The 18,824-nt window shown below is 75.2% G+C and carries 13 protein-coding genes; 5 read left to right on the top strand and 8 right to left on the bottom strand.

Translation table 11 applies throughout. The features are described from left to right. The first annotated feature begins 3 nt into the window (after positions 1-3). Positions 4-1,146, top strand: a complete 1,143-nt coding sequence (locus QOL16_RS13900) for a S9 family peptidase (protein ID WP_083394871.1) — start codon at positions 4-6, stop codon at positions 1,144-1,146. A 96-nt stretch (positions 1,147-1,242) separates the two neighbouring features. Here QOL16_RS13900 and QOL16_RS13895 read toward each other — a convergent pair whose 3' ends face one another. The 6 genes from QOL16_RS13895 to QOL16_RS13870 form a co-directional block, all read right to left on the bottom strand. Next, the gene (locus QOL16_RS13895) at positions 1,243-3,036 is read right to left on the bottom strand and encodes a sulfite reductase subunit alpha (RefSeq protein WP_071282305.1); all 1,794 of its coding nucleotides are present in this window, start codon (positions 3,034-3,036) and stop codon (positions 1,243-1,245) included. Beyond that, positions 3,033-8,618, bottom strand: a complete 5,586-nt coding sequence (locus QOL16_RS13890) for a glutamate synthase-related protein (protein WP_071282297.1) — start codon at positions 8,616-8,618, stop codon at positions 3,033-3,035. The genes QOL16_RS13895 and QOL16_RS13890 overlap by 4 nt, the downstream gene beginning before the upstream one ends. A 502-nt stretch (positions 8,619-9,120) precedes the next feature. After that, positions 9,121-9,933 carry a fructosamine kinase family protein gene (locus QOL16_RS13885; protein ID WP_071282295.1) on the bottom strand — a complete coding sequence of 271 codons (813 nt, stop codon included), beginning with the start codon at positions 9,931-9,933 and terminating at the stop codon, positions 9,121-9,123. A 104-nt stretch (positions 9,934-10,037) separates the two neighbouring features. Further along, positions 10,038-10,775, bottom strand: coding sequence for a response regulator transcription factor (locus tag QOL16_RS13880; RefSeq protein WP_071282293.1), 738 nt, complete (start codon positions 10,773-10,775; stop codon positions 10,038-10,040). Then, positions 10,763-11,971 carry a sensor histidine kinase gene (locus QOL16_RS13875; RefSeq protein ID WP_083394869.1) on the bottom strand — a complete coding sequence of 403 codons (1,209 nt, stop codon included), beginning with the start codon at positions 11,969-11,971 and terminating at the stop codon, positions 10,763-10,765. Before QOL16_RS13875 ends, QOL16_RS13880 begins: the two co-directional genes overlap by 13 nt. Before the next feature lie 88 nt (positions 11,972-12,059). Further along, on the bottom strand, positions 12,060-12,908 hold the full coding sequence (locus QOL16_RS13870) for a LysR family transcriptional regulator (RefSeq protein ID WP_071282291.1): 849 nt from the start codon (positions 12,906-12,908) through the stop codon (positions 12,060-12,062). Between the two features lie 71 nt (positions 12,909-12,979). Between QOL16_RS13870 and QOL16_RS13865 the strand changes: the two genes are divergently transcribed. Next, positions 12,980-13,933: a DMT family transporter gene (locus tag QOL16_RS13865; protein WP_139266281.1), complete on the top strand. Its 954-nt coding sequence runs from the start codon at positions 12,980-12,982 to the stop codon at positions 13,931-13,933. Here the strand turns inward: QOL16_RS13865 and QOL16_RS13860 are convergent. Together QOL16_RS13860 and QOL16_RS13855 are read right to left on the bottom strand one after the other, a co-directional pair. Continuing rightward, positions 13,875-15,056, bottom strand: a complete 1,182-nt coding sequence (locus tag QOL16_RS13860; RefSeq protein WP_071282287.1) for a HAMP domain-containing sensor histidine kinase — start codon at positions 15,054-15,056, stop codon at positions 13,875-13,877. The two genes, QOL16_RS13865 and QOL16_RS13860, sit on opposite strands and share 59 nt — an antisense overlap. After that, positions 15,053-15,787, bottom strand: coding sequence for a response regulator transcription factor (locus QOL16_RS13855; protein ID WP_071247527.1), 735 nt, complete (start codon positions 15,785-15,787; stop codon positions 15,053-15,055). Before QOL16_RS13855 ends, QOL16_RS13860 begins: the two co-directional genes overlap by 4 nt. Positions 15,788-15,875: 88 nt before the next feature. Between QOL16_RS13855 and QOL16_RS13850 the strand changes: the two genes are divergently transcribed. Genes QOL16_RS13850 through QOL16_RS13840 form a run of 3 tightly spaced genes read left to right on the top strand, consistent with a single transcriptional unit; the run spans position 15,876 to position 18,773 of the window. Next, positions 15,876-16,529 (top strand): M15 family metallopeptidase, encoded by a 654-nt coding sequence (locus QOL16_RS13850; protein ID WP_065965163.1) that lies wholly within the window; start codon positions 15,876-15,878, stop codon positions 16,527-16,529. After that, entirely contained in the window at positions 16,526-17,800 is a 1,275-nt protein-coding gene (gene alr / locus QOL16_RS13845; protein ID WP_071282285.1) for an alanine racemase, read from the top strand. The genes QOL16_RS13850 and alr overlap by 4 nt, the downstream gene beginning before the upstream one ends. Continuing rightward, positions 17,793-18,773 carry an ATP-grasp domain-containing protein gene (locus tag QOL16_RS13840; RefSeq protein ID WP_071282283.1) on the top strand — a complete coding sequence of 327 codons (981 nt, stop codon included), beginning with the start codon at positions 17,793-17,795 and terminating at the stop codon, positions 18,771-18,773. Before alr ends, QOL16_RS13840 begins: the two co-directional genes overlap by 8 nt. Positions 18,774-18,824 lie beyond the last annotated feature (51 nt).

Here is an 18,824-nt window from a genome sequence, read left to right as displayed (position 1 = left end):
GGCATGACGGTCGTGGTGTGGGTGCTCGTCGCCCTGGTGGTGCTCGTGGTGGTCGGCGCCCTGCTGGGCCTGCGGGCCGTGGTCGGCAAGATCGTGCTGCCCGGGCGGGACCGCTGGACGCCCGTGCTCTCGGCGGACGCCGACTCGGTGCAGCTGCCGCTGACGCCCGACACGCTCCGGCCCGGCGAGTACGGCCTGTGGCACGACGGCGACGGGCACACCACCGTCGGACCCGTGCTCGAGGTCGACGAGACCGCGGGCACCGTGCGCCGCGCCGTGGTCCGGACGACGGGTGCGGTGTCCGACCGGATCCGGTGGAGCGGGCACGTGCACCCGGACCCGGCGGCGATGGCGGTCGACTGGTCCGAGGTCGCGATCCCGACGCCGCTCGGCGACGCCCCCGCGTGGGTGGTCCGCCCGGCCCGTCCGGACGACGACGCCGCGTCGACCTGGGCCGTGCACGTGCACGGCATCCGGACCACCCGCGTCACCGCGCTCCGGACCGTCCCGGCCGCGCTCGAGGCCGGGTGGACCTCGATCGTCCCCTCGTTCCGCGGCGACGGCGAGGCCCCGTGGGAGGGGCGGGCGTCCCACCTCGGTGCCCGGGAGTGGGTCGACGTCGAGGCCGCGCTCGACCACGCGGTCGCGAACGGTGCACGGCGCATCGTCCTGGTCGGCTGGTCGATGGGCGCGACCGTCACGCACGAGCTGCTCCTGCGCTCGGCACACCGCGACCTGGTGGTCGGCGTGCTGCTCGTCGCGCCGGCGCTCGACTGGGAGGCCGCCGTCCGCTTCCAGGCCGCCCGCACCCCCGTGCCCGGTGCCGTCGTGTCCGCCGCCCTCGCCGCGATGCGCACGCCCGGGCTGCACCGCGTCGTGGGACTGCGGCGGCCGGTGGACGTCCGCGCGCTGTCGTGGCTGCGGGTGCCGCCGCCGCTGCCGCCGACCCTGCTCGTGCACTCCGACGGCGACCGCACCGTGCCGTTCACGGTGAGCCAGGACTTCGCCGCCGCGCACCCCGACCGGGTGACCCTGGCGGTGAGCGGGTCGGCCGAGCACGCGTGGGAGCGGAACCTCGACGCGGCGTGGTTCGACGCGCAGGTCGGCGGGTGGATCGCCGCGCTGCCGGGGCTGCCGACCCGCTGAGCGCAGCGCGCCGCATCGGGGGCGGCCCCGGGGGTGCCCTGGGTCCGAGCCGTCGCGCCCCGGGGCAGGGTGGCGCCGCAGGGGTGATGGCCCCGCTCAGTACACGTCGCGCACGTACCGCTTCGCGCGGCGCAGGTCGGCCAGGTACGCGAGCGCGTCGTCCACGCCGCGCCCCCGACCGGCGGCGATCACGTCGAGCAGCGCCTGCTCGACGTCCTTCGCCATCCGCGAGGCGTCGCCGCACACGTACACGGACGCACCGTCCTCCAGCCAGCGGTACAGCTCCGCCGCCTGCTCCCGCATGCGCGTCTGCACGTAGACCTTCTCGGCCTGGTCGCGCGAGAACGCCAGGTCGAGGCGGTCGAGCACGCCGCGCTCCTGCAGGTCGGTGAGCTCGTCCTCGTACACGAAGTCGGTCGCGCGGTGCTGGTCGCCGAAGAACAGCCAGTTCGCACCCCGCGCCCCGGATGCGGCACGCTCGTGCAGGAACCCGCGGAACGGCGCGATACCGGTGCCCGGACCGATCATCACCATCGGGGCGTCGCCGTCGGCGGGCACCCCGAACGCGGCGTTCGGCTGCAGGTACACGCCGACCTCGCCGTCCGCCCGCACACGGTCCGCCAGGTACGTCGAGGCGACGCCGTGGTGGGTGCGGTGGGCGTCGCCGTACCGCACGCTCGCGATGGTCAGGTGGACCCGGCCCGGGTGGGCGAGCGGGCTCGACGAGATCGAGTACTGGCGCGCCTGCAGTCCGCGCAGGTTCGGCAGGAGTTCCTCGAGCGTCGGCGCCGCGGGACCCGCGTCCCGGAGCAGGTCGAGGACGTCGCGGCCCCACAGCCACCGGTCCAGCTCCTGCTTGTCGCCGTGCGCCACGACCGCGGCGAGCTCGGACGCCGGCGCGCGCTGCACGAGGTCGGCGACCAGGTCCTTCGACGGGGTCCTGACCTCGCGGTCGACGCGCAGGACCTCGGCGAGCGGGCGGCCGTCGACGTCCGCGGAGCCGTCGGCGCCGAGGTGGTCGAGCAGTTCGTCGACGAGCGCCGGGTCGTTGTGCGGGACGACGGCCAGGGCGTCACCGGCCGCGTACTCGATGCCCGAGTCGCCGAGGTCGAACTCGAGGTGGCGGATCTCCTTGGCGCTGCCCGGTGCGCTGAGCAGGCGGTTCACGACGAGCGGCGCACGGTACGGGGTGCGCTTGGTCCACTGCGCACCCGGCCGGGAGGCGCGGCTCGCCCCCGCCCCGCCGGCTGCGGTCGCGGTCGTGGTCGCGCCGACCCCGGTGGTCGCGCCGGCAGCGGCGCCGGTGGCTCCCGCCTGGGCGGCGACGCGGTCGAGGACGGCAGCCGTCCAGAGCTCGGCCGGGTCCTCGAAGTCGACGTCGCAGTCGACCCGGTCGTGGATCCGTGTCGCGCCGAGCTGCTCGAGGCGGGTGTCGAGGAGCTTGCCGGCCTGGCAGAACTCGTCGTAGCTCGTGTCGCCGAGCCCGAGCACGGCGTACTGCAGCCCCTCGAGCCGGGGCACGGTGCTCGCCTGCAGCGCCTCCCAGAACAGACCGGCGTTGTCGGGCATCTCGCCCTCGCCGTACGTCGAGGTGACGACGAGCACGTGGGACATGTCGGCGAGCTGCTCGGGCGAGACGTCGTCGAGCGCGGTGGCCCGGCCGCCGAGCCCGCGGGCGACGGCACCGGCGACGAGCTGGTCGGCGAGCAGCTCGGCGTTGCCGGTCTGCGTGCCGAAGAGCACGTCCACCGTGGTCGTCGGTGCGGGCGCGGTCGACCGGCGCCCCGCGGCCGCGACCCCCGCGATGAAGCCCGCGAGCCAGGACTCCTGGGCGGCCGAGAACGGGGCGTCGACCGGGATCAGGGACCCGGTCGGGGGGAGCGTGCTCACGCGCCCACCTCCACCGGTGCCTGCGGTGCCCGGCGCGCGATGTCGTCGAGGGCCGCGGTCGCGAGCAGCTCGTCGAACCGGGCCGCGCGGACCCGTCCGGCGTTCTTGGCGTTCTGGTGCATGATCCACCCCGTGGTCCCGGGCGCGTCCGAGCTGCGGTTGTTCCGCTGCGTCAGCGCGCGCTTGGCGTCGTCGAGCCGCTTCACGGCGATGAGCGTGGCGAGCTCGTCGTCGGCGAACGACTCGAAGGTCGCGCGCAGGTACTTGACCACGCGCTGCTTCACCTGGAAGTCCTCGGTCAGGACGAGGTTCCGGACGGCCTCGGTGACCCGCGGGTCGGCCGGGGCGGCGCCGGGCACCCGCTCCTGCGCCACGTCCTGGGCGACCGCGAGCACCGTGTACGACGACAGCAGCGAGAACGTGTCACCGCCCTGGTCGCCGAGCGCGGGGGCGCGGCCGTCGAGCACCGTGCGCCGGTCGCGGTAGTCGGTCTTGAACGCACGGAGCTTGTCCGTCGCGACCGAGGTCGCGAGTTCGTCGAGGAGCTCCGTGCGGGTCGCCGCCGCGAGGATCTCGTCCGCGTCCTGGCTGAGCAGGAGCGCCCGGGGCATGCCGACGTACACGTGCGTGCGGGTGGTGTCCCAGTCGGCCAGGAGCTGCTCGGCGCGTGCCGAACCGGTGGCCTCGAGGTGCCACTCGAGCAGCAGCCGGGCGGCCGCCTCGTGGAACGCCCCGCGTGCGGTCTCGGTCACGGGGAACACCAGGAGCGAGTCGGTGCTCGCCCGCTCGGTCACCCGGCCGGTCGGGTCGTACTGGTACAGGAACCCGCCGGACATGCCGTTGCCCAGGCCCTTGCCGAAGCCGCCGAGGTTGAACACCGCGCCACCGGTCATGTACTCGCAACCGAAGTCGCCGAGGCCCTCGACGACCGCGGTCGCGCCGGAGTTGCGGACGGCGAACCGGTCGCCGGCCTCGCCCTCGACGAACGTGCGGCCACCGGTCGCGCCGAACAGCGCGAAGTTGCCGACGAGGACGTTGCCGCCCCGCTCGGCGCTGCCGCCGCCGGGCGCACGCACGACGATGCGGCCGCCGGACTGGCTCTTGCCGACGCCGTCGTTCGCGGTGCCGGTGTGCTCGAGGGTCGTGCCGTCGTTCGTGAAGACGCCGTACGACTGCCCGGCCGAGCCGGAGGTGCGCACCGTGAGGGCGCCGTCGACGAGCCGGCGGCGACCACGGTCGTCCGTCGTGACCGCGGGGTGCGCCGACAGGTCGACGCCCCGCAGCTCGTGGTTCAGGACGCGCTCGAGGTCGATGCCGAGCTGGCCGCCGACGGACTTGTCCGCGTTGCCGAGCAGGACGCCGTCGATCGTCAGCGCGGCCTCGTGCCCCTCGACGAACGCGGCGCGGACCTGCTCGATGAGGGCGTCGTCGGTGCGGTAGTCCTTCTCGAGGTACTCCGGGTCGGTGACGACCTTCTCGGGCACCCGGGCGAGCAGGCCGCGGACGTCGAGCCGCCCGACGCTCGCCGGGTGGTCGAGGAGCTGGAGCAGGTCGGTGCGCCCCCGGGCCTCGCGGAGCGACCGCAGGCCGAGGCGGGCCAGGATCTGCCGGACGTCGTGCGCGATGTTCAGCAGGTACTGCGCGAGCGCGCGCGGGTCGCCCTCGAACGCCTCCGGGTTCGTGGTCAGGCCCGCCGGGCACTTCACGTTGCAGTTCTTCGCCATCACGCAGCCGAGCATCATGAGCGCCGTCGTGCCGAACTCGAACGAGTCCCCGCCGAGCAGGGCGCTCGTGACGACGTCGGAGCCGGTCTGGTGGGCGCCCGAGCAGCGGAGCGTGACCTTCTGCCGCAGGCCGTTCGCGACGAGGGCCTGGTGCACCTCGGCCACGCCGATCTCGGCGGAGCGCCCCGCGTACTTCAGGCTCGTGACGGCCGCGGCACCCGTGCCGCCGGTGTTGCCCGCGACGTTGATGACGTCGGCGCCGGCCTTCGCGACGCCGACCGCGATCGTGCCGATGCCCTCGGAGGACACGAGCTTCACGACGACGCGCACGCGGGCGGCCTTGCAGTCGTGGATGAGCTGCGCGAGGTCCTCGATCGAGTACGTGTCGTGGTGCGGCGGCGGCGAGATCAGCTCGACGCCCGGGGTGCCACCGCGCGCCGCGGCGATGTCGACCGTGACCTTCGGCGCGGGCAGCTGGCCGCCCTCGCCGGGCTTCGCACCCTGGCCGATCTTGATCTCGAGCTCCTCGAGCATCGGGTCGGCGAGGTACCCGGCCCAGATGCCGAAGCGCCCGGAGGCGAACTGCTTGATCCGGGAGCCGCGGATGGTGCCGTAGCGGGTGTGGTGCTCGCCGCCCTCGCCGGAGTTCGACATGCCGCCGACCATGTTCGTGCCGTGCGCGACCGCCTCGTGCGCCGCGGCGACGAGGGCACCGTGGCTCATCGCGCCGGACGCCAGCGTGCGGGTGACCTCGTGGGCGGGCTGGACCTCGTCGAGGTCGACGCTCGCGGGGGCGCTCTGCAGCAGGGCGAGCAGGGCGGCCGCGCCGCCCGTGGCGCGTAGCGTCACGTGCTCGTCGTCGACCGTGTCGACGGCGACCTGGCCGGGGTGCAGCAGCGCGAGCCCGTCCGCGAGGGCCGTGTGGCGCAGGGCACCCGTGGGTCCCGTCGAGGTGAGCTCCAGGCGGAAGCGGGCCGCGCCTCCCGGCAGACCGTCGGACGACGCCGGACGCGAGCCGGACAGCCCGCGCACCGTGATGCTCGCGTTGCCGCTCGTCGAGAAGCGGCCGAGTTCGCGTGCGAAGTCCTCGGCGGTGTCGATGCCGGTGACGTCGGCGGGCAGCGCGAGCACGTCGCGGAGCGCGGCCGGGCGACGCGAGCGCTCGTCGTGCGTGGTCTGCAGGAACGACACGTAGCCCGGGGTGATCCGGTGCGCGTCGACCTCGGCGTCGCTCAGCCGGTCGTACCCGGTGTGGCGGTACGCGCTGTCGGTGGTGCCGAAGGCGTCGTCGAGCTGCCCGAGGGTGAGCAGGCGCAGCGCCTCGGAGTCGCCCGCGCGCTCGAACGCCGGGCGTTCCTCGGTCATGCCGCCGAAGCCGCGGACGCTCGCGACGCCGAACGAGTGGCCCGCGCCGTCCGAGCGCTCCTTGAACAGCCCGAGGAGCGGGACCTGGGCCGCCGATGCGACCGATCGTGCGCGCTCGTGCCAGTCCGTCGCGGCCTGGGCGATGCGCGCGAAGCCGACGCCGCCGACCGGTGCCTGCATGTACGGGAACACCCGCGCGAACAGGTCGTCGCCGGTGTCGAGGTAGTTCGGCTCGAAGAACGCGCCGCCGATGTAGCTCTCGGCGGTGCACAGCCCGACGCGGCCCATGGTCTTCGCGAGGGCCTTCTCGGCGGCCTTCCGGAACCGCTGCAGCGCCAGGTCGGTCGCGGTGACCTCGCCGGCGGGGGCGGCCTCGGCGGGGTACTGCTCCTCCGCACGCAGTCGTGCCGACAGGCTGTACACGGCCGAGGCGCCGAAGCCGAGCGCGGTCGCGACGTGGTGCGACGACGGCAGCTGCCCGGACTCGGCGACGATCGACAGCCGCAGGCGCAGGCCGGTCTCGATGAGCCGCTGGTTGACCGCGGCGACGGCCAGGATCACGGGGAGCGGGGCGTGGGTCGACGACACCGCGCGGTCGGTCAGGACGGCGATGCCGCCCGAGGTGCGGGCGAACGCCTCGACGGCGTCGCACAGCGCGTCGACCGCCGAGCGGACGGCCGCGGCGTTGGCCTGCTCGTCGCCGAGCACGGGGACGTAGAGCATGTCGAAGCGTTCGAGCGGGACGACGGTCTGGTCACGCAGGCGGACCATGTCGAGGTGGCCGAGCACGGGGGACTGCACGACGATCTGGCGGGTGGGGGCGGTGCCGGTGCCGTCGGTGACCGGGGAGCCCGCGCTGGCGTGCGCGTCGAGCTTGGCGCCGAGGGCGACCCGCATCGACATGCCGTCGGCCTCGCGGATCGAGTCGAGCGGCGGGTTCGTCACCTGGGCGAAGCGCTGCGAGAAGTACTTCGCCATGCCGCCCTCGGTGTCGCTCAGCGCGTTGATCGCGGTGCCGTAGCCCATCGCCGAGATGCGCTCCGATCCGGTCGCGAGCATCGGGTCGAGCATGAACCGGAAGCTCTCCTGGTTCAGCGAGTACGCCACGTAGCGGCCCGCGAGCGACAGGTCGCCGTCGTAGCCGAGCGTGCTCGCGCCGCGGTCGTAGTCGGGCGCGGGCAGCGCGTCGAGGTCGACCCGGGCGGCGTCCAGCAGCGCGCCGTACGGCTTCCGGGCGGCGAGCAGCTCGAGGGCCTCGTCGGTGCGCAGGACCGCGCCGGTGCGGTGGTCCACGACGAGCATCCCGCCGGCCTCGATGCGGCCGCGGTGCACGACGGTGTCGGCGTCGAACGACACCTGGCCGCTCTCCGACGCCACGATGAGGTACTCGTCCGTCTGCACCGTGCGCAGCGGGCGGAGCCCCAGCCGGTCGAGGCGGGCGCCGACGACGTCGCCGTCGCTGAAGATCACGGCGGCCGGGCCGTCGTTCTTCTCCTCGTACAGTGAGTGGTACTCGAGCATGTCCCGCACCGCCGGGCTCAGCGTGCGGTCGTTCTCCCACGCCGGCGGCATCAGGGTCACGACGGCCTCGACGATGTCCAGGCCGTCCTCGAACACCCGGCTCTGCAGGGTCTGGTCGAGCCGGCTCGAGTCGGACTGGCCGGGCGGACGCACGATGCTGCGCGTGCGGGCCCGGGCCGAGGCCTCGTCGGACAGGCGGTTCTTGCGGTCGGTGTTCAGCTCGCCGTTGTGCGCCATCAGCCGGAAGGGCTGGGCCATCGTCGGGTGCGGCTCGGTGTTCGTCGAGAAGCGCGTGTGGAAGTACAGCGTCCGGACCGAGTGCCGCGGGTCGCGCAGGTCGGTGAAGTACCCGATCACCTCGCCCGAGTTCAGGCGCCCCTTGAGCACCTGCGTGCGTGCGCTGAGCGACAGCGGGTACAGGGCGGCGTGCGGGGCGCGTGCCTCGGTGGCCCGGGCGTAGGACACCGCCTCGATCGCGAGCAGCGCTCGGTTCGCGGCCGCGTCGACGTCGGCGCGGGCCCAGTCCTCCGGGGCGCGGAACACCCACTGCACGATCGGCAGCTGGTACCGCTCGGCCTCGGGACGGGCGACGGAGTGGTCGACCGGGACGTCGCGCACGACGAGCAGCTCGAAGCCCTGGCGGTCGAGCTCCGCGGTCACGAGCCGTTCGGCGTCGGCACGCTCGTCGGGGTCGCTCGGCACGAAGCAGTTCGCGACGCCGAAGTGCCCGGCGCGCAGGGCCTGCCCGGTGATCGCGCTGAAGAACTCGACGGACAGGTCGATGCTGACACCCGCGCCGTCGCCCACGCCCTCGGCGGACTTGCCGCCGCGGTGCGGGATCGAGCAGAGCGCCTCGTCGCCCTTCACCAGGACGTCGTGGCTCGGGGTGCCGTCGAGACGGGTGATGAAGCCGACGCCGCAGTCGCTCGACTCGCGAGCAGGGTCGTACAGGCCGAAGGGGGAGGGGTTCACGAGCGGATCCAGTGCAACGAGTGCCGGCAGCGGTCGGCCAGGCTGCATCGGTGGAGCGCTCGCCGTGGGCAGACCGTCTGGTGGCGGCCGGGCCCGGTGGGGTGGGGTGAGCCGATGCTACGGGTTGGTATACCGCGCACGCAACAGACCGACCGGACGGGAGGCGCGGGTCGGCTCCGGCGGGCGCGCTGCGGTGCACCGCGGCTCGGCCCCGGCGGGCGCGTCGCGGTGCGCCGCGGTCGCCGGTCGACGCCCGGTGCCCGGCCCGAGCGGGCCCCACGCCGGGCCGGGCACCGAGCCGTGGGGGAGCTGCTGACGATCCCGGTGCCCGTTCCCCGGGGATCGTGCACCGGTTGCGTCAGCGGGGGAGCGGGACCGGCGGTCCGACCTCGGGCCTCGCCGGCCGCCGGACGTGCGCGGGGTCCGGACGGCGGGCCGGAGCCGACCGGCGACCGGGTCAGGCGGAGTCCGGACGGCGGGCCGGAACCGGCCTGCGACCGGGTCAGGCGTAGCGGCGGGCGGCGCGCAGGGCGTCGTCGGCGTAGGAGCCGCCGAACAGGAACACGTGCAGCAGCAGCGGCGCCAGTTGGTGCAGCTCGACCCGTTCCTGCCAGCCGTCGGCCAACCGCGACTCGGCGTCGTAGCCGGCCAGGACCGTCTCGAGACGCGGCAGCCCGAACAGCGCCAGCAGGGCCAGGTCGGTCTCGGCGTGGCCGCCGTGCGGGGTCGCGTCGATGAGCACCGCGCCGGTCGGCTCGCTCCGGTCGGTGGGCCAGAGCACGTTGCCCGCCCAGAGGTCGCCGTGCAGGCGGGCCGGTCCGTCGCCGACGAGCGCGGGCTGCGGGGAGCCGAGCGTCCCGTCCGCGACCCGGTCGGCGACCCGGTCGAACACCGCCGCCTCGGCACCGTCGAACCCACCACGGTCGACGATGCGGCGGACGAAGTCACGGATGCGGTACTCGGCGAAGAACTCGCCCCAGCTCGCGGGCACCTCGGCGGCGGGGACGAACGGTGTCCGGGACCGCCCGACGCGCATCCCGCGTCCGGACGGGAAGCCCGGTGCGGGGGCACCCCAGTGCGTCGCACCCGCGGCGTGGGTGTGCGCCAGGGACCGGCCGAAGCGTTCCGCCTGGCCGCGGTCGGGGACGCCGTCGGTGATGCGCTCGAGGTGCAGGACCGTCGGCTCCGGGTGGGCGAGCACACGGGCGATCCGGGTGCCGCCGGCGTCCTCGGCCTCGGCGAGCCACTCGAGTCCGAGGGCCTCGGCGGTGGCCTCGTCCGGGTCGGTGAAGGTCTTCACGTGCGTCGCGGGCATCGCCCCATCCTGCCGGTCGCGCCTGCCCGGCGGCTCGGTACCGCCCCCGGGTCGTCGCGCCCGACTCGTGCCGGTTCGTCAGCTCGGCTCGTCGCCCCGGCTCGTCAGCGCTGGGCGGCGTGCACGATGAGCGCCAACTGCACCCGGTTGTCGACCCCGAACTTGTCGTAGACGTGCCCGATGTGGGTCTTCACGGTGGCGAGTCCGACGAACAAGTCCGCGGCGATCTCGGCGTTCGAGGCTCCGTTCGCGACGGCGACCGCGACCTCGCGCTCCCGGTCGGTCAGCGTCGCCATCAGCCGGCGCTCCTCGCTCGCGTCCGGCAGAGCGCCTCCCGCGGCGCGGCCGTCCCCGGGTCTACCGGACTCGTCGGCGGGGCCGCTCCCGGGACCGGTCGCGTTCCCGGTGCCCGCGGCGAAGGCGATCACCCGGTCGAGCACCGACGGCGACAGCGTCGACCGGCCGGCGGCGACCGCGTGGATCGCGGCGACGAGCTCCTGCGGCGGGGTGTCCTTCAGCAGGAACCCGCGCGCACCGCGCTGCAGGGCGCCGAGGACCATGTCGTCGCCCTGGAAGGTGGTGAGCACGAGGACGGCGAGCTCCGGCCGCTTCCGGAGCTCCCGCTCGGTCGCCGCGAGCCCGTCGCAGCGCGGCATCCGGATGTCCATGAGCACGACGTCCGGCTCGACCGCGTCGATGACCTGCTCGGCCTCGACGCCGTCGCCGGCCTCGCCCACGACGTCGACACCGTCGTCGCCGCTGAGCAGCAGCCGGAGCCCGGCGCGCACGAGGTGGTCGTCGTCGACGAGCACCACGCGGACCGGCGCGGTCACGCCGTCCACGGGAGCACCGCCTCGACCGTGTGGACGCCGGCGGCGTCGACGTCGGCGCGGAACGAGCCGCCCACGAGCCGCGCCCGCTCGGCGAGGCCGCGCAGCCCGTGCCCGCCGCCGTCGGTGTCGTGCCCGCGGTCCCCGGGCAGCGTCGGGTTGGTCACCGTGACCCGGAGCGCCGGGGTCGGCAGCACCGCGATCGACACCGTGACCGGCTGGCCCGGGGCGTGCCGGCGGGCGTTCGTCAGGGCCTCCTGGACGATCCGGTACGCGTGCCGGCCGACGGTCTCCCCGGCGGCGCAGGCACCCTCGGCGACCGTGCAGGTCACGGTCGCACCGGCTGCGCGGGCCTCGTCGACGAGGGCCGGCACGTCGCAGAGCGTCGGTTGCGGAGGCGCGGTGCCGGTCGGGTCGTCGGTGTCGCGACCGGCGGGGTCGCGCAGGACCCCCAGCACGTCACGCAGGTCGGTCAGGGCCGCGTGCGCCTCGGCCCGGACGATCCCCGCGGCCTCGACGGTGTCGTCCGGCGACAGCGACCGGCCGCGGAACTCGAGCGCGCCGGCGTGCAGGGCCACGAGCGAGAGCCGGTGGCCGAGCACGTCGTGCATCTCGCGGGCGATGTGCGCGCGTTCCTGCTCGCGCGCACGGTCCTCGCGCACGGCCTGTTCGCGTTCGAGCAGGGCGGCCCGCTCCCGGAGGGACTGGACGAGCGCTCGGCGCTGCCCGATCGCCACGCCCACGACGACCACGAGTGCGAGGAAGACGACCGACACCAGCGTGGTCTGCCACAGCGGCACGTCACCGCCCGGGAAGACGAGCTGCTCGCCGACGAGCCCGGTGACGAGCATCGCCGCGCTGCCCACCGCGATCTCGACCCCACGGCGCCGGGTGGCGAGGGAGACGAGCGCGAGCACGGCGGTGCCCGCGGCGAACGTCGACACGGTGCTGAGGCCGATCACCGCCAGGGTGACGAACAGCGGCGCGCGGTGGCGGAAGCAGTACACGACGAGTGCGACGACCCCGGCCGTGACGTCCCCGAGGAGCCCGATGCCGAGCCGTGCCTCCGACCACGACGACGTGTCGAGCTCGGGCCAGATCAGGCCGAACGCGGTGAAGCCGGCCACGAGGGCGACGAGCACCCGCCAGGTCTGCGCCCACACCCGTCGTCCGAGGGGCGCGGGTGGCGGGAGCACGGTCGCGGTCATGCCCCCGAGCCTAGGAAGGACCGGGCGGTCGCCGGATCGGCCGAAGGTCGGAGATGTCCGGGCGTCGGCACCGGTGCCGCCGGCGACGTCACACGGCGTCGACGAGGGCCCGCGCCAGCGGGTGCCACGCCCGCGTCGAGGGCCCGCTCAGCACCAGCGTCCGCTCGTACCGCGGCGCGACCGGCAGCATCACGAGGTCCTCGGGCAGCATCACCCGCCCGAGTGACGGGACGATCGAGACCCCCTCGCCGCGCTGGATCATCCCGAACATCGTGCTCATCTCCCGCACCCGGTGCGCCCACCGGAAGGGCTGCCCCGCGAGCTCGTGCATCCGTTCGATCTGGTGCTCGCACCCGCCGCCGCCCGCGACGAGCCCGTCCTCGTGCAGGTCGTCGAGGGTCATCGCCGCGGTGTCCGCGAGCGGGTGGTCCCGCCGGACGACCGCGGCCATCTCGTCCCGCGCGACGACGACCCCGCCTTCGGGCACCGGCGTCGGGTCGACGAGCACGGCCGCGTCGACGGTGCCGCCCTCCAACCACTCCGCCATCTCGTCGTCGTCGCCCTCGTACACCTGGACGTCGACGTCCGGCAGCGTCACCGACCACAGCTCGCGGAGGCGGGGGAGCAGGCCCTGGCACACCGTCGGCACCGCGGCGAGGCGCACGGTGCCGCGCGCCGTGGCGGGCCGCACCACCGCCTCCAGGCCGTCGACCGAGGTGAGCACCTGGCGGGCGTGTGCGAGCAGCCGCTCGCCGAGCGCGGTCGGGACCGCGGCGCCGCCGCGGCGCACGACGGGGCCGCCGACCTCGCGTTCGAACCCGGCCACGGCGTGTGAGACGGCCGACTGCCCGACGCCGAGCGCGGTGGCGGCGCTCGTGAACGAGCCGGCGTCGACGGTCGCGACGAAGGCGCGGACCTGCGGGATCGAGACGGGCATGTGTCCTCCTCATGAGGGTATGCGGCGCATGCGTTCGACACATGCGCCGACGGTGCTCGATGCTAGCCCTCGTGAACGCCCTCCTCTACGTGCTCGTGGCCCTGACCTGGGGCTCCAGCTTCTTCTTCGCCAAGATCGGGCTCGAGGGCCTCGCCCCGCAGCAGGTCGCCACCGTGCGCACGGTGCTCGGCGCGGTGACGCTGGTCGGCATCCTGCTCGTCACCCGTCGCCGCTGGCCGCGCGACCGCCGCGTGTGGGGGCACCTGTTCGTCGTCGCGGTGTTCCTCAACGCGGTGCCGTCCTCGCTCATGGCGTGGGCGGAGCAGACCGTGCCGTCCGGGCTCGCGAGCATCTACAACGCGACGACCCCGATCATGACGCTGCTCGCGCTCGCGGTGCTCGTGCCGACCGAACGCCTGTCCCGCCGACAGGTCCTCGGCATCGTGACCGGGATCGTCGGGGTGCTCGTCCTGGTCGGGCCGTGGGACCTCGTCGGGGACCCGCGCGTGCTCGCGACGGTCCCCGGGCAGCTGGCCCTGCTCGGCATGACGGCGTCGTACGGCGTCGGTCTCGCCTGGCTCCGCCGCTTCGGCGTCGGCAGCGGGCAGGACCCGACGACCGTCGCGACCGTGCAGCTCAGCCTGGCGGCGCTGCTCATGCTGGTGGTCGCGCCCGTGGTCGCGACCGGTCCGGTGCGGCTGGACTGGAGGATCGTGGCCGCGATGGTCGCGCTCGGTGCCGTGGGCACGGGGCTGGCCTACGCGTGGAACACGCGCCTGGTCGGCGCGTGGGGTGCGGGCCGCGCGTCGACCGTGACGTACCTGACGCCGGTGGTCGGGGTGGCACTCGGTGTGCTCGTGCTCGGTGAGCCGCTGCGGTGGAACGAGCCGGTGGGCGGGGTCGTCGTCCTCGCCGGGATCGCGCTCGCGTCGGGGTTGCTGCGCGGGCGGCGGGTCGCTGCCGGGGCTACGGCTGCCGGGGTCGCACGGGCGGGGACGCCGACGGCAACGCCACCCGGACGCTGAGCCCGCCGCCGTCCCGGGCGTCCACGGTCAGCGCGCCGCCGTGCGCCGCGACGATCGCCGCCACGATGGCGAGTCCGAGTCCCGCGCCGGTGTCCTCGTCCCGGCGTCGGGACGCGGCACGCTGGAACGGTTCGGTCAGCGTCGGCAGGACCGCGCGCGGGACCCGCGGGCCGGTGTTCTCGACGAGCAGCACCACGGTGCCGGCACCGCCGTCCGCCGACGACCCACCCGTCCGGATCCGCACCCACCCGCCCGGTCCGACGTTGTGCACGACGGCGTTCTGCACGAGGTTCGTCACGAGCTGCAGGAGCAGCGCGGGCGACCCCGTCGTCCACGCCGCGTCGGTGTGGACGTGCGCGGCGGTGTCGGTGTCGCGGTCGTCGTCTGCGTCTGCGTCTGAGTCTTCGTCTGCGTCCAGGGCGACGCCGCGCGCCTCGGCCAGGGGCAGCAGGGTCTCGACGGCGTCCTCGACGAGGAGCGACAGGTCGACGGGCTCCGGGTCGGGCACGCGTCGACCGGCGCGGGCCAGCACCAGGAGCGACTCGGTCAGGTCGATCGCCCGCTCGTTCACCACGCGGAGCCGGTCGAGCACCGCCGCGGGGTCGTTGCCCGGCTCGCGGACGGCGACCTCGAGCAGGGCCCGCGTCGTGGCGAGCGGCGTCCGGAGCTCGTGCGAGGCGTTCGCGGCGAAGCGCTGCTGCTCGGCGACGTCGGCGGCCAGGCGCGCGACCATGCCGTCGAAGGCGTCGGCGAGCTCGCGGAACTCGTCGCGGCGCCCCGGCAGGTCGACGCGGTGGTCGAGCGCGCCGGAGGACACCGCCCGCGAGGCCTCGGTCAACCGCCGCAGCGGGTCGAGCACCCGGCCGGCGAGCAGCCAGCCGCCGACGACACCGAGCACGACGAGCACGAGGAACGCCCAGACTGCCGGCGGGACGAAGGCGCGGACCAGGTCGGTCCGGTCCGGCACGTGCCCGCCGGTGGTCGTGAGGTTGCCGACCGGCACGTAGCGGAGCAGGAAGAGCCACACCACGGTCAGCAGCAGGGCGGCCGTGACGACGACGACGCCCGCGTAGCTCAGCGCGAGGCGGAGGCGGACGCTCGGCCCGGGGCGACGGTCCGTCACCGCGGGGGACCGTCCGCAGCACGACCCGCGTCGACGCCCGCAGCCCGGTCGACCGCCGTGTCCGCGGCCGTGGGCACGTCCATCCGGTAGCCGACGCCGGGCACGGTCACGATCGCCCAGGGCTCCCCGAGCCGCTTGCGGAGCGCCGAGACGGTGATGCGCACGGCGTTCGTGAACGGGTCGGCGTGCTCGTCCCAGGCTCGTTCGAGCAGCTGCTCGGCGCTGACCACGCCGCCCCCGGCCTGCACCAGGACCTCGAGGACGGCGAACTGCTTGCGGGTCAGCGCGACGTGGTGACCGCCCCGGAAGACCTCGCGGCGGAACGGATCGAGCCGGACCCCGGCGACCTCGAGCACGGGCGGCCGACGCTCCGGACGACGCCGGTCGAGCGCGCGGATCCGCAGCACGAGCTCCCGCAGCTCGAACGGCTTCGTCAGGTAGTCGTCGGCACCCGCGGCGAACCCGGACGCCTTGTCGTCGAGCCGGTCCGCGGCGGTGAGCATGAGGATCGGCGTGCCGGACCCGGTCGCGACGACGTGCTCGGCCACCTCGTCGCCGGACGGCCCCGGGACGTCCCGGTCGAGCACGGCGACGTCGTAGCGGTTCACCGCGAGGAGCTCGAGCGCGGCGTCCCCGTCGGCCGCGACGTCCGCGGCGATCGCCTCGAGCCGCAGGCCGTCCCGCACCGCCCCGGCCAGCAGGGGTTCGTCCTCGAGGATCAGTACACGCACGACCCCGATGCTAGGCGGCGGGACGTGTCGTGAGCGTATGTGGAAACGCGTACGCTCCGGCGACGTCCGGCCCGTTGCACTGGTCGACATGCTCCACTCCCTGCACACCCCGGTCCCCGTCCGTCACCGACCGCGTCGGGCCCGCGCGCTGCCCCTGGTCGTCGTCCTCGTGCTGGTCCTGGCTGCCGCGGTGGTGGCGGGAGCGCTCGCCGTCGCCGCCCCGGGCGGACCGTCCTGGCCGGGAGCCGCCTCCGTCGGCGCCGGTGCCGCCGGCACGGAGGGCGCGACCGGACCCGCGGGCGGTGAGGTGCCCTCCGGCGCCTCGGTGTTCGACGACGACCTGCCCGCCGTGACGAAGCTCGACCCGGACCTGCTCGAGGCCGTCCGCCGTGCCGCCCGCGACGCCGAGGGGGACGGCGTCCGCTTCGTGGTGAACAGCGGCTGGCGGTCCGCCGCGCTGCAGGAACGCCTGCTCGACGACGCGGTGGCCGAGTACGGCTCCCGCGACGAGGCCGCGCGCTGGGTCTCGACCCCGCAGACATCGCTGCACGTCCGGGGTGAGGCGATCGACATCGGCGACTGGGACGCCGCCGAGTGGTTGCAGGACCACGGCGCCGGGTACGGGCTCTGCCAGGTCTACGACAACGAGGCGTGGCACTTCGAGCTCCGGCCCGAGGCGCCCGAGGCCGGCTGCCCCCGCCTCTACGCGGACCCGACGGCCGACCCGCGGATGCAGCGGTGACCGCGCCGGTCTCCGAACTGCTCGTCCACGACGACGCGGTGCGGGCGAACACAGCCCACTTCGCCGCCCTGACGGGCGGACGCCTGATGGCCGTGCTCAAGGCCGACGGCTTCGGGCACGGCGCGGTCGCGCGGTCCGTCCTGGAGGCGGGGGCCGGCTCCGTCGGCGTGACGAGCGTCGACGAGGCACTCGCGGTCCGCGCCGGGGGCGTCCGCGCGCCCGTGCTCAGCTGGCTCAACCCGCCGGACGCCGACTTCGCGTCGGCACTCCGTGCCGACGTCGGGCTCGCCGTCGCCGACCCGGCGACGCTCGTCGCCGTGGGGCGAGCCGCCCGCCGGACCGGACGTCGCGCCGCCGTCCACCTGCACGTCGACGTCGGGATGGGACGGGAGGGCTGTCCGCCGTCGGCGTGGGACGCGCTGTGCGCGCTCGCTCGGGAGCTGCAGGGGACGGGGGCGCTGCGGGTCGTCGGGGTGATGGGGCACATGTCCTCGGCCGACCGACCCGGGGACGGGCGGGACACCCGCGAGGTGCTGCTCTTCCGGAACGCCGTCCGGAGCGCCCGTCGACGGGGGCTCGGCCCGCTCGTGCGCCACCTCGCGGCGACCGCGGCGACGATCACCGGAGCCGCCGACGGGTTCGACCTGCACCGGGTCGGCGCGGGACTGTTCGGGATCGACCCCTCGGGCACGACGACCGCCCTGCGCGACACGCTCACCCTGACGACGACCGTGGTGTCCGCGCGGGCCCTGCCGACCGGGACCCGGATCGGGTACGGCGGCGACCACGTGACCGACCGGCCCACGAACACCGCGCTGCTGCCGCTCGGGTACGCCGACGGGCTGCCCCGCGCCGCCTCGGGCCGCGCGGTGGTGTGGGTCCGGGGACGGCGACGCCCGCTCGTCGGCCGCTTCTCGATGGACAGCGTCGTCGTCGACACGGGCGACGACCTGCTGCTGCCCGGCGAGCGCGTCACGGTGTTCGGGCCCCGGGCGAGCGGCGCGGGTGCCGGTACCGGTGCCGTCGGCCGGGACGCCGTGCCGACCGTGGCGGAGTGGGCGGCCTGGGCCGACACGATCCCGCACGAGGTCGTCACCCGGGTCGGCACGCGCGTCGCCCGGGTGCACCGCACCACCACCCGCGCCGACGCCGACTCCGCGGCACACCCCCGCGGAGACGACGCTGCCCCCGTGCCGTCCGAGCACTCGCCGTCCGGGCGCCCGCCGTCCGTCCGCTCCCCGATCCACCACCAGGAGGGCCACCGTGCCTGACCACTCCCACCTCCGCGTCGCCGTCATCGGCGGCGGCGCGAACGACGAACACGACGTCTCCCTGGCGTCGGCGGCCGCCGCCGAGCGGGCACTCCGCGCCGGCGGCACCGCGACCGTCGCGCTCACGGTCGGGCGCGACGGTTCCTGGCACGCGGCGGACGGGACGCCCCTGTCCGCCGCCGCCGCGGTCGCCGCGATCACCACCTGCGACGCCGCCTTCCCGCTCCTGCACGGCGACCACGGCGAGGACGGCGCGGTCGCCGGGCTGCTCGACATGATCGGCGTGCCGGTCGTCGGTTCGCCGGTCCGGGCGGGGGCGCTCGCCGCGGACAAGTGGGTGACGAAGCTCGTGGCCGAGGCGCTGGGCATCGCGACCGCGCCGGGTGTGCTCGTGCGCCGGACGGCCGACGACCGCGAGGTCGACGTCGCCGTGCGGGCGCTGCCCGGATCGCCGTGGGTCGTGAAGCCCACCTCGGCCGGGTCGAGCAACGGCGTCACGGTCGTGCGGCGGTCCGCCGGGGTCGCCGCAGCCGTCCGGCACGCACGGACGGCGGGCGACGCGGTGCTCGTCGAGTCGTTCGTCTCCGGCCGCGAGGTCGACGTCGCCCTGTTCCGGGACGCGACCGGGACGCTCCGCACCGGGGCGCCGCTCGAGGTCGTGGTCGCCGCGGACCACGTGTTCGACCGGGAGCAGAAGTACGACGGGACGGCCGACTTCCGCGTCCCCGCGCGCCTGTCGACCGCCGAGCAGGCGGCGGTGACGGGGGCGGCCGTGGCGCTGTACGACGCGCTCGGGTGCGCCGGGGTCGCCCGGTTCGACTTCTTCGTGACCGACGACGGGGTCGTGCTCAACGAGGTGAACACCACGCCGGGCTTCACCGAACGGTCGCAGGTGCCGCTCGTGTTCGCCGCCGTCGGTCTCGACCAGGTCGCCCTCGTCGACGCGCTCCTGCGCGCGGCCACCGCACGGTGATCCCGGCGGCGTACTGTCCGAGACGTCGTCGACGATGACGACGTCCCGGTG

The organism is Curtobacterium sp. MCBA15_004 (assembly GCF_001865055.2).
Classification (GTDB): Bacteria; Actinomycetota; Actinomycetes; order Actinomycetales; family Microbacteriaceae; genus Curtobacterium.
This window is presented reverse-complemented; position numbering and strand designations above follow the sequence as displayed.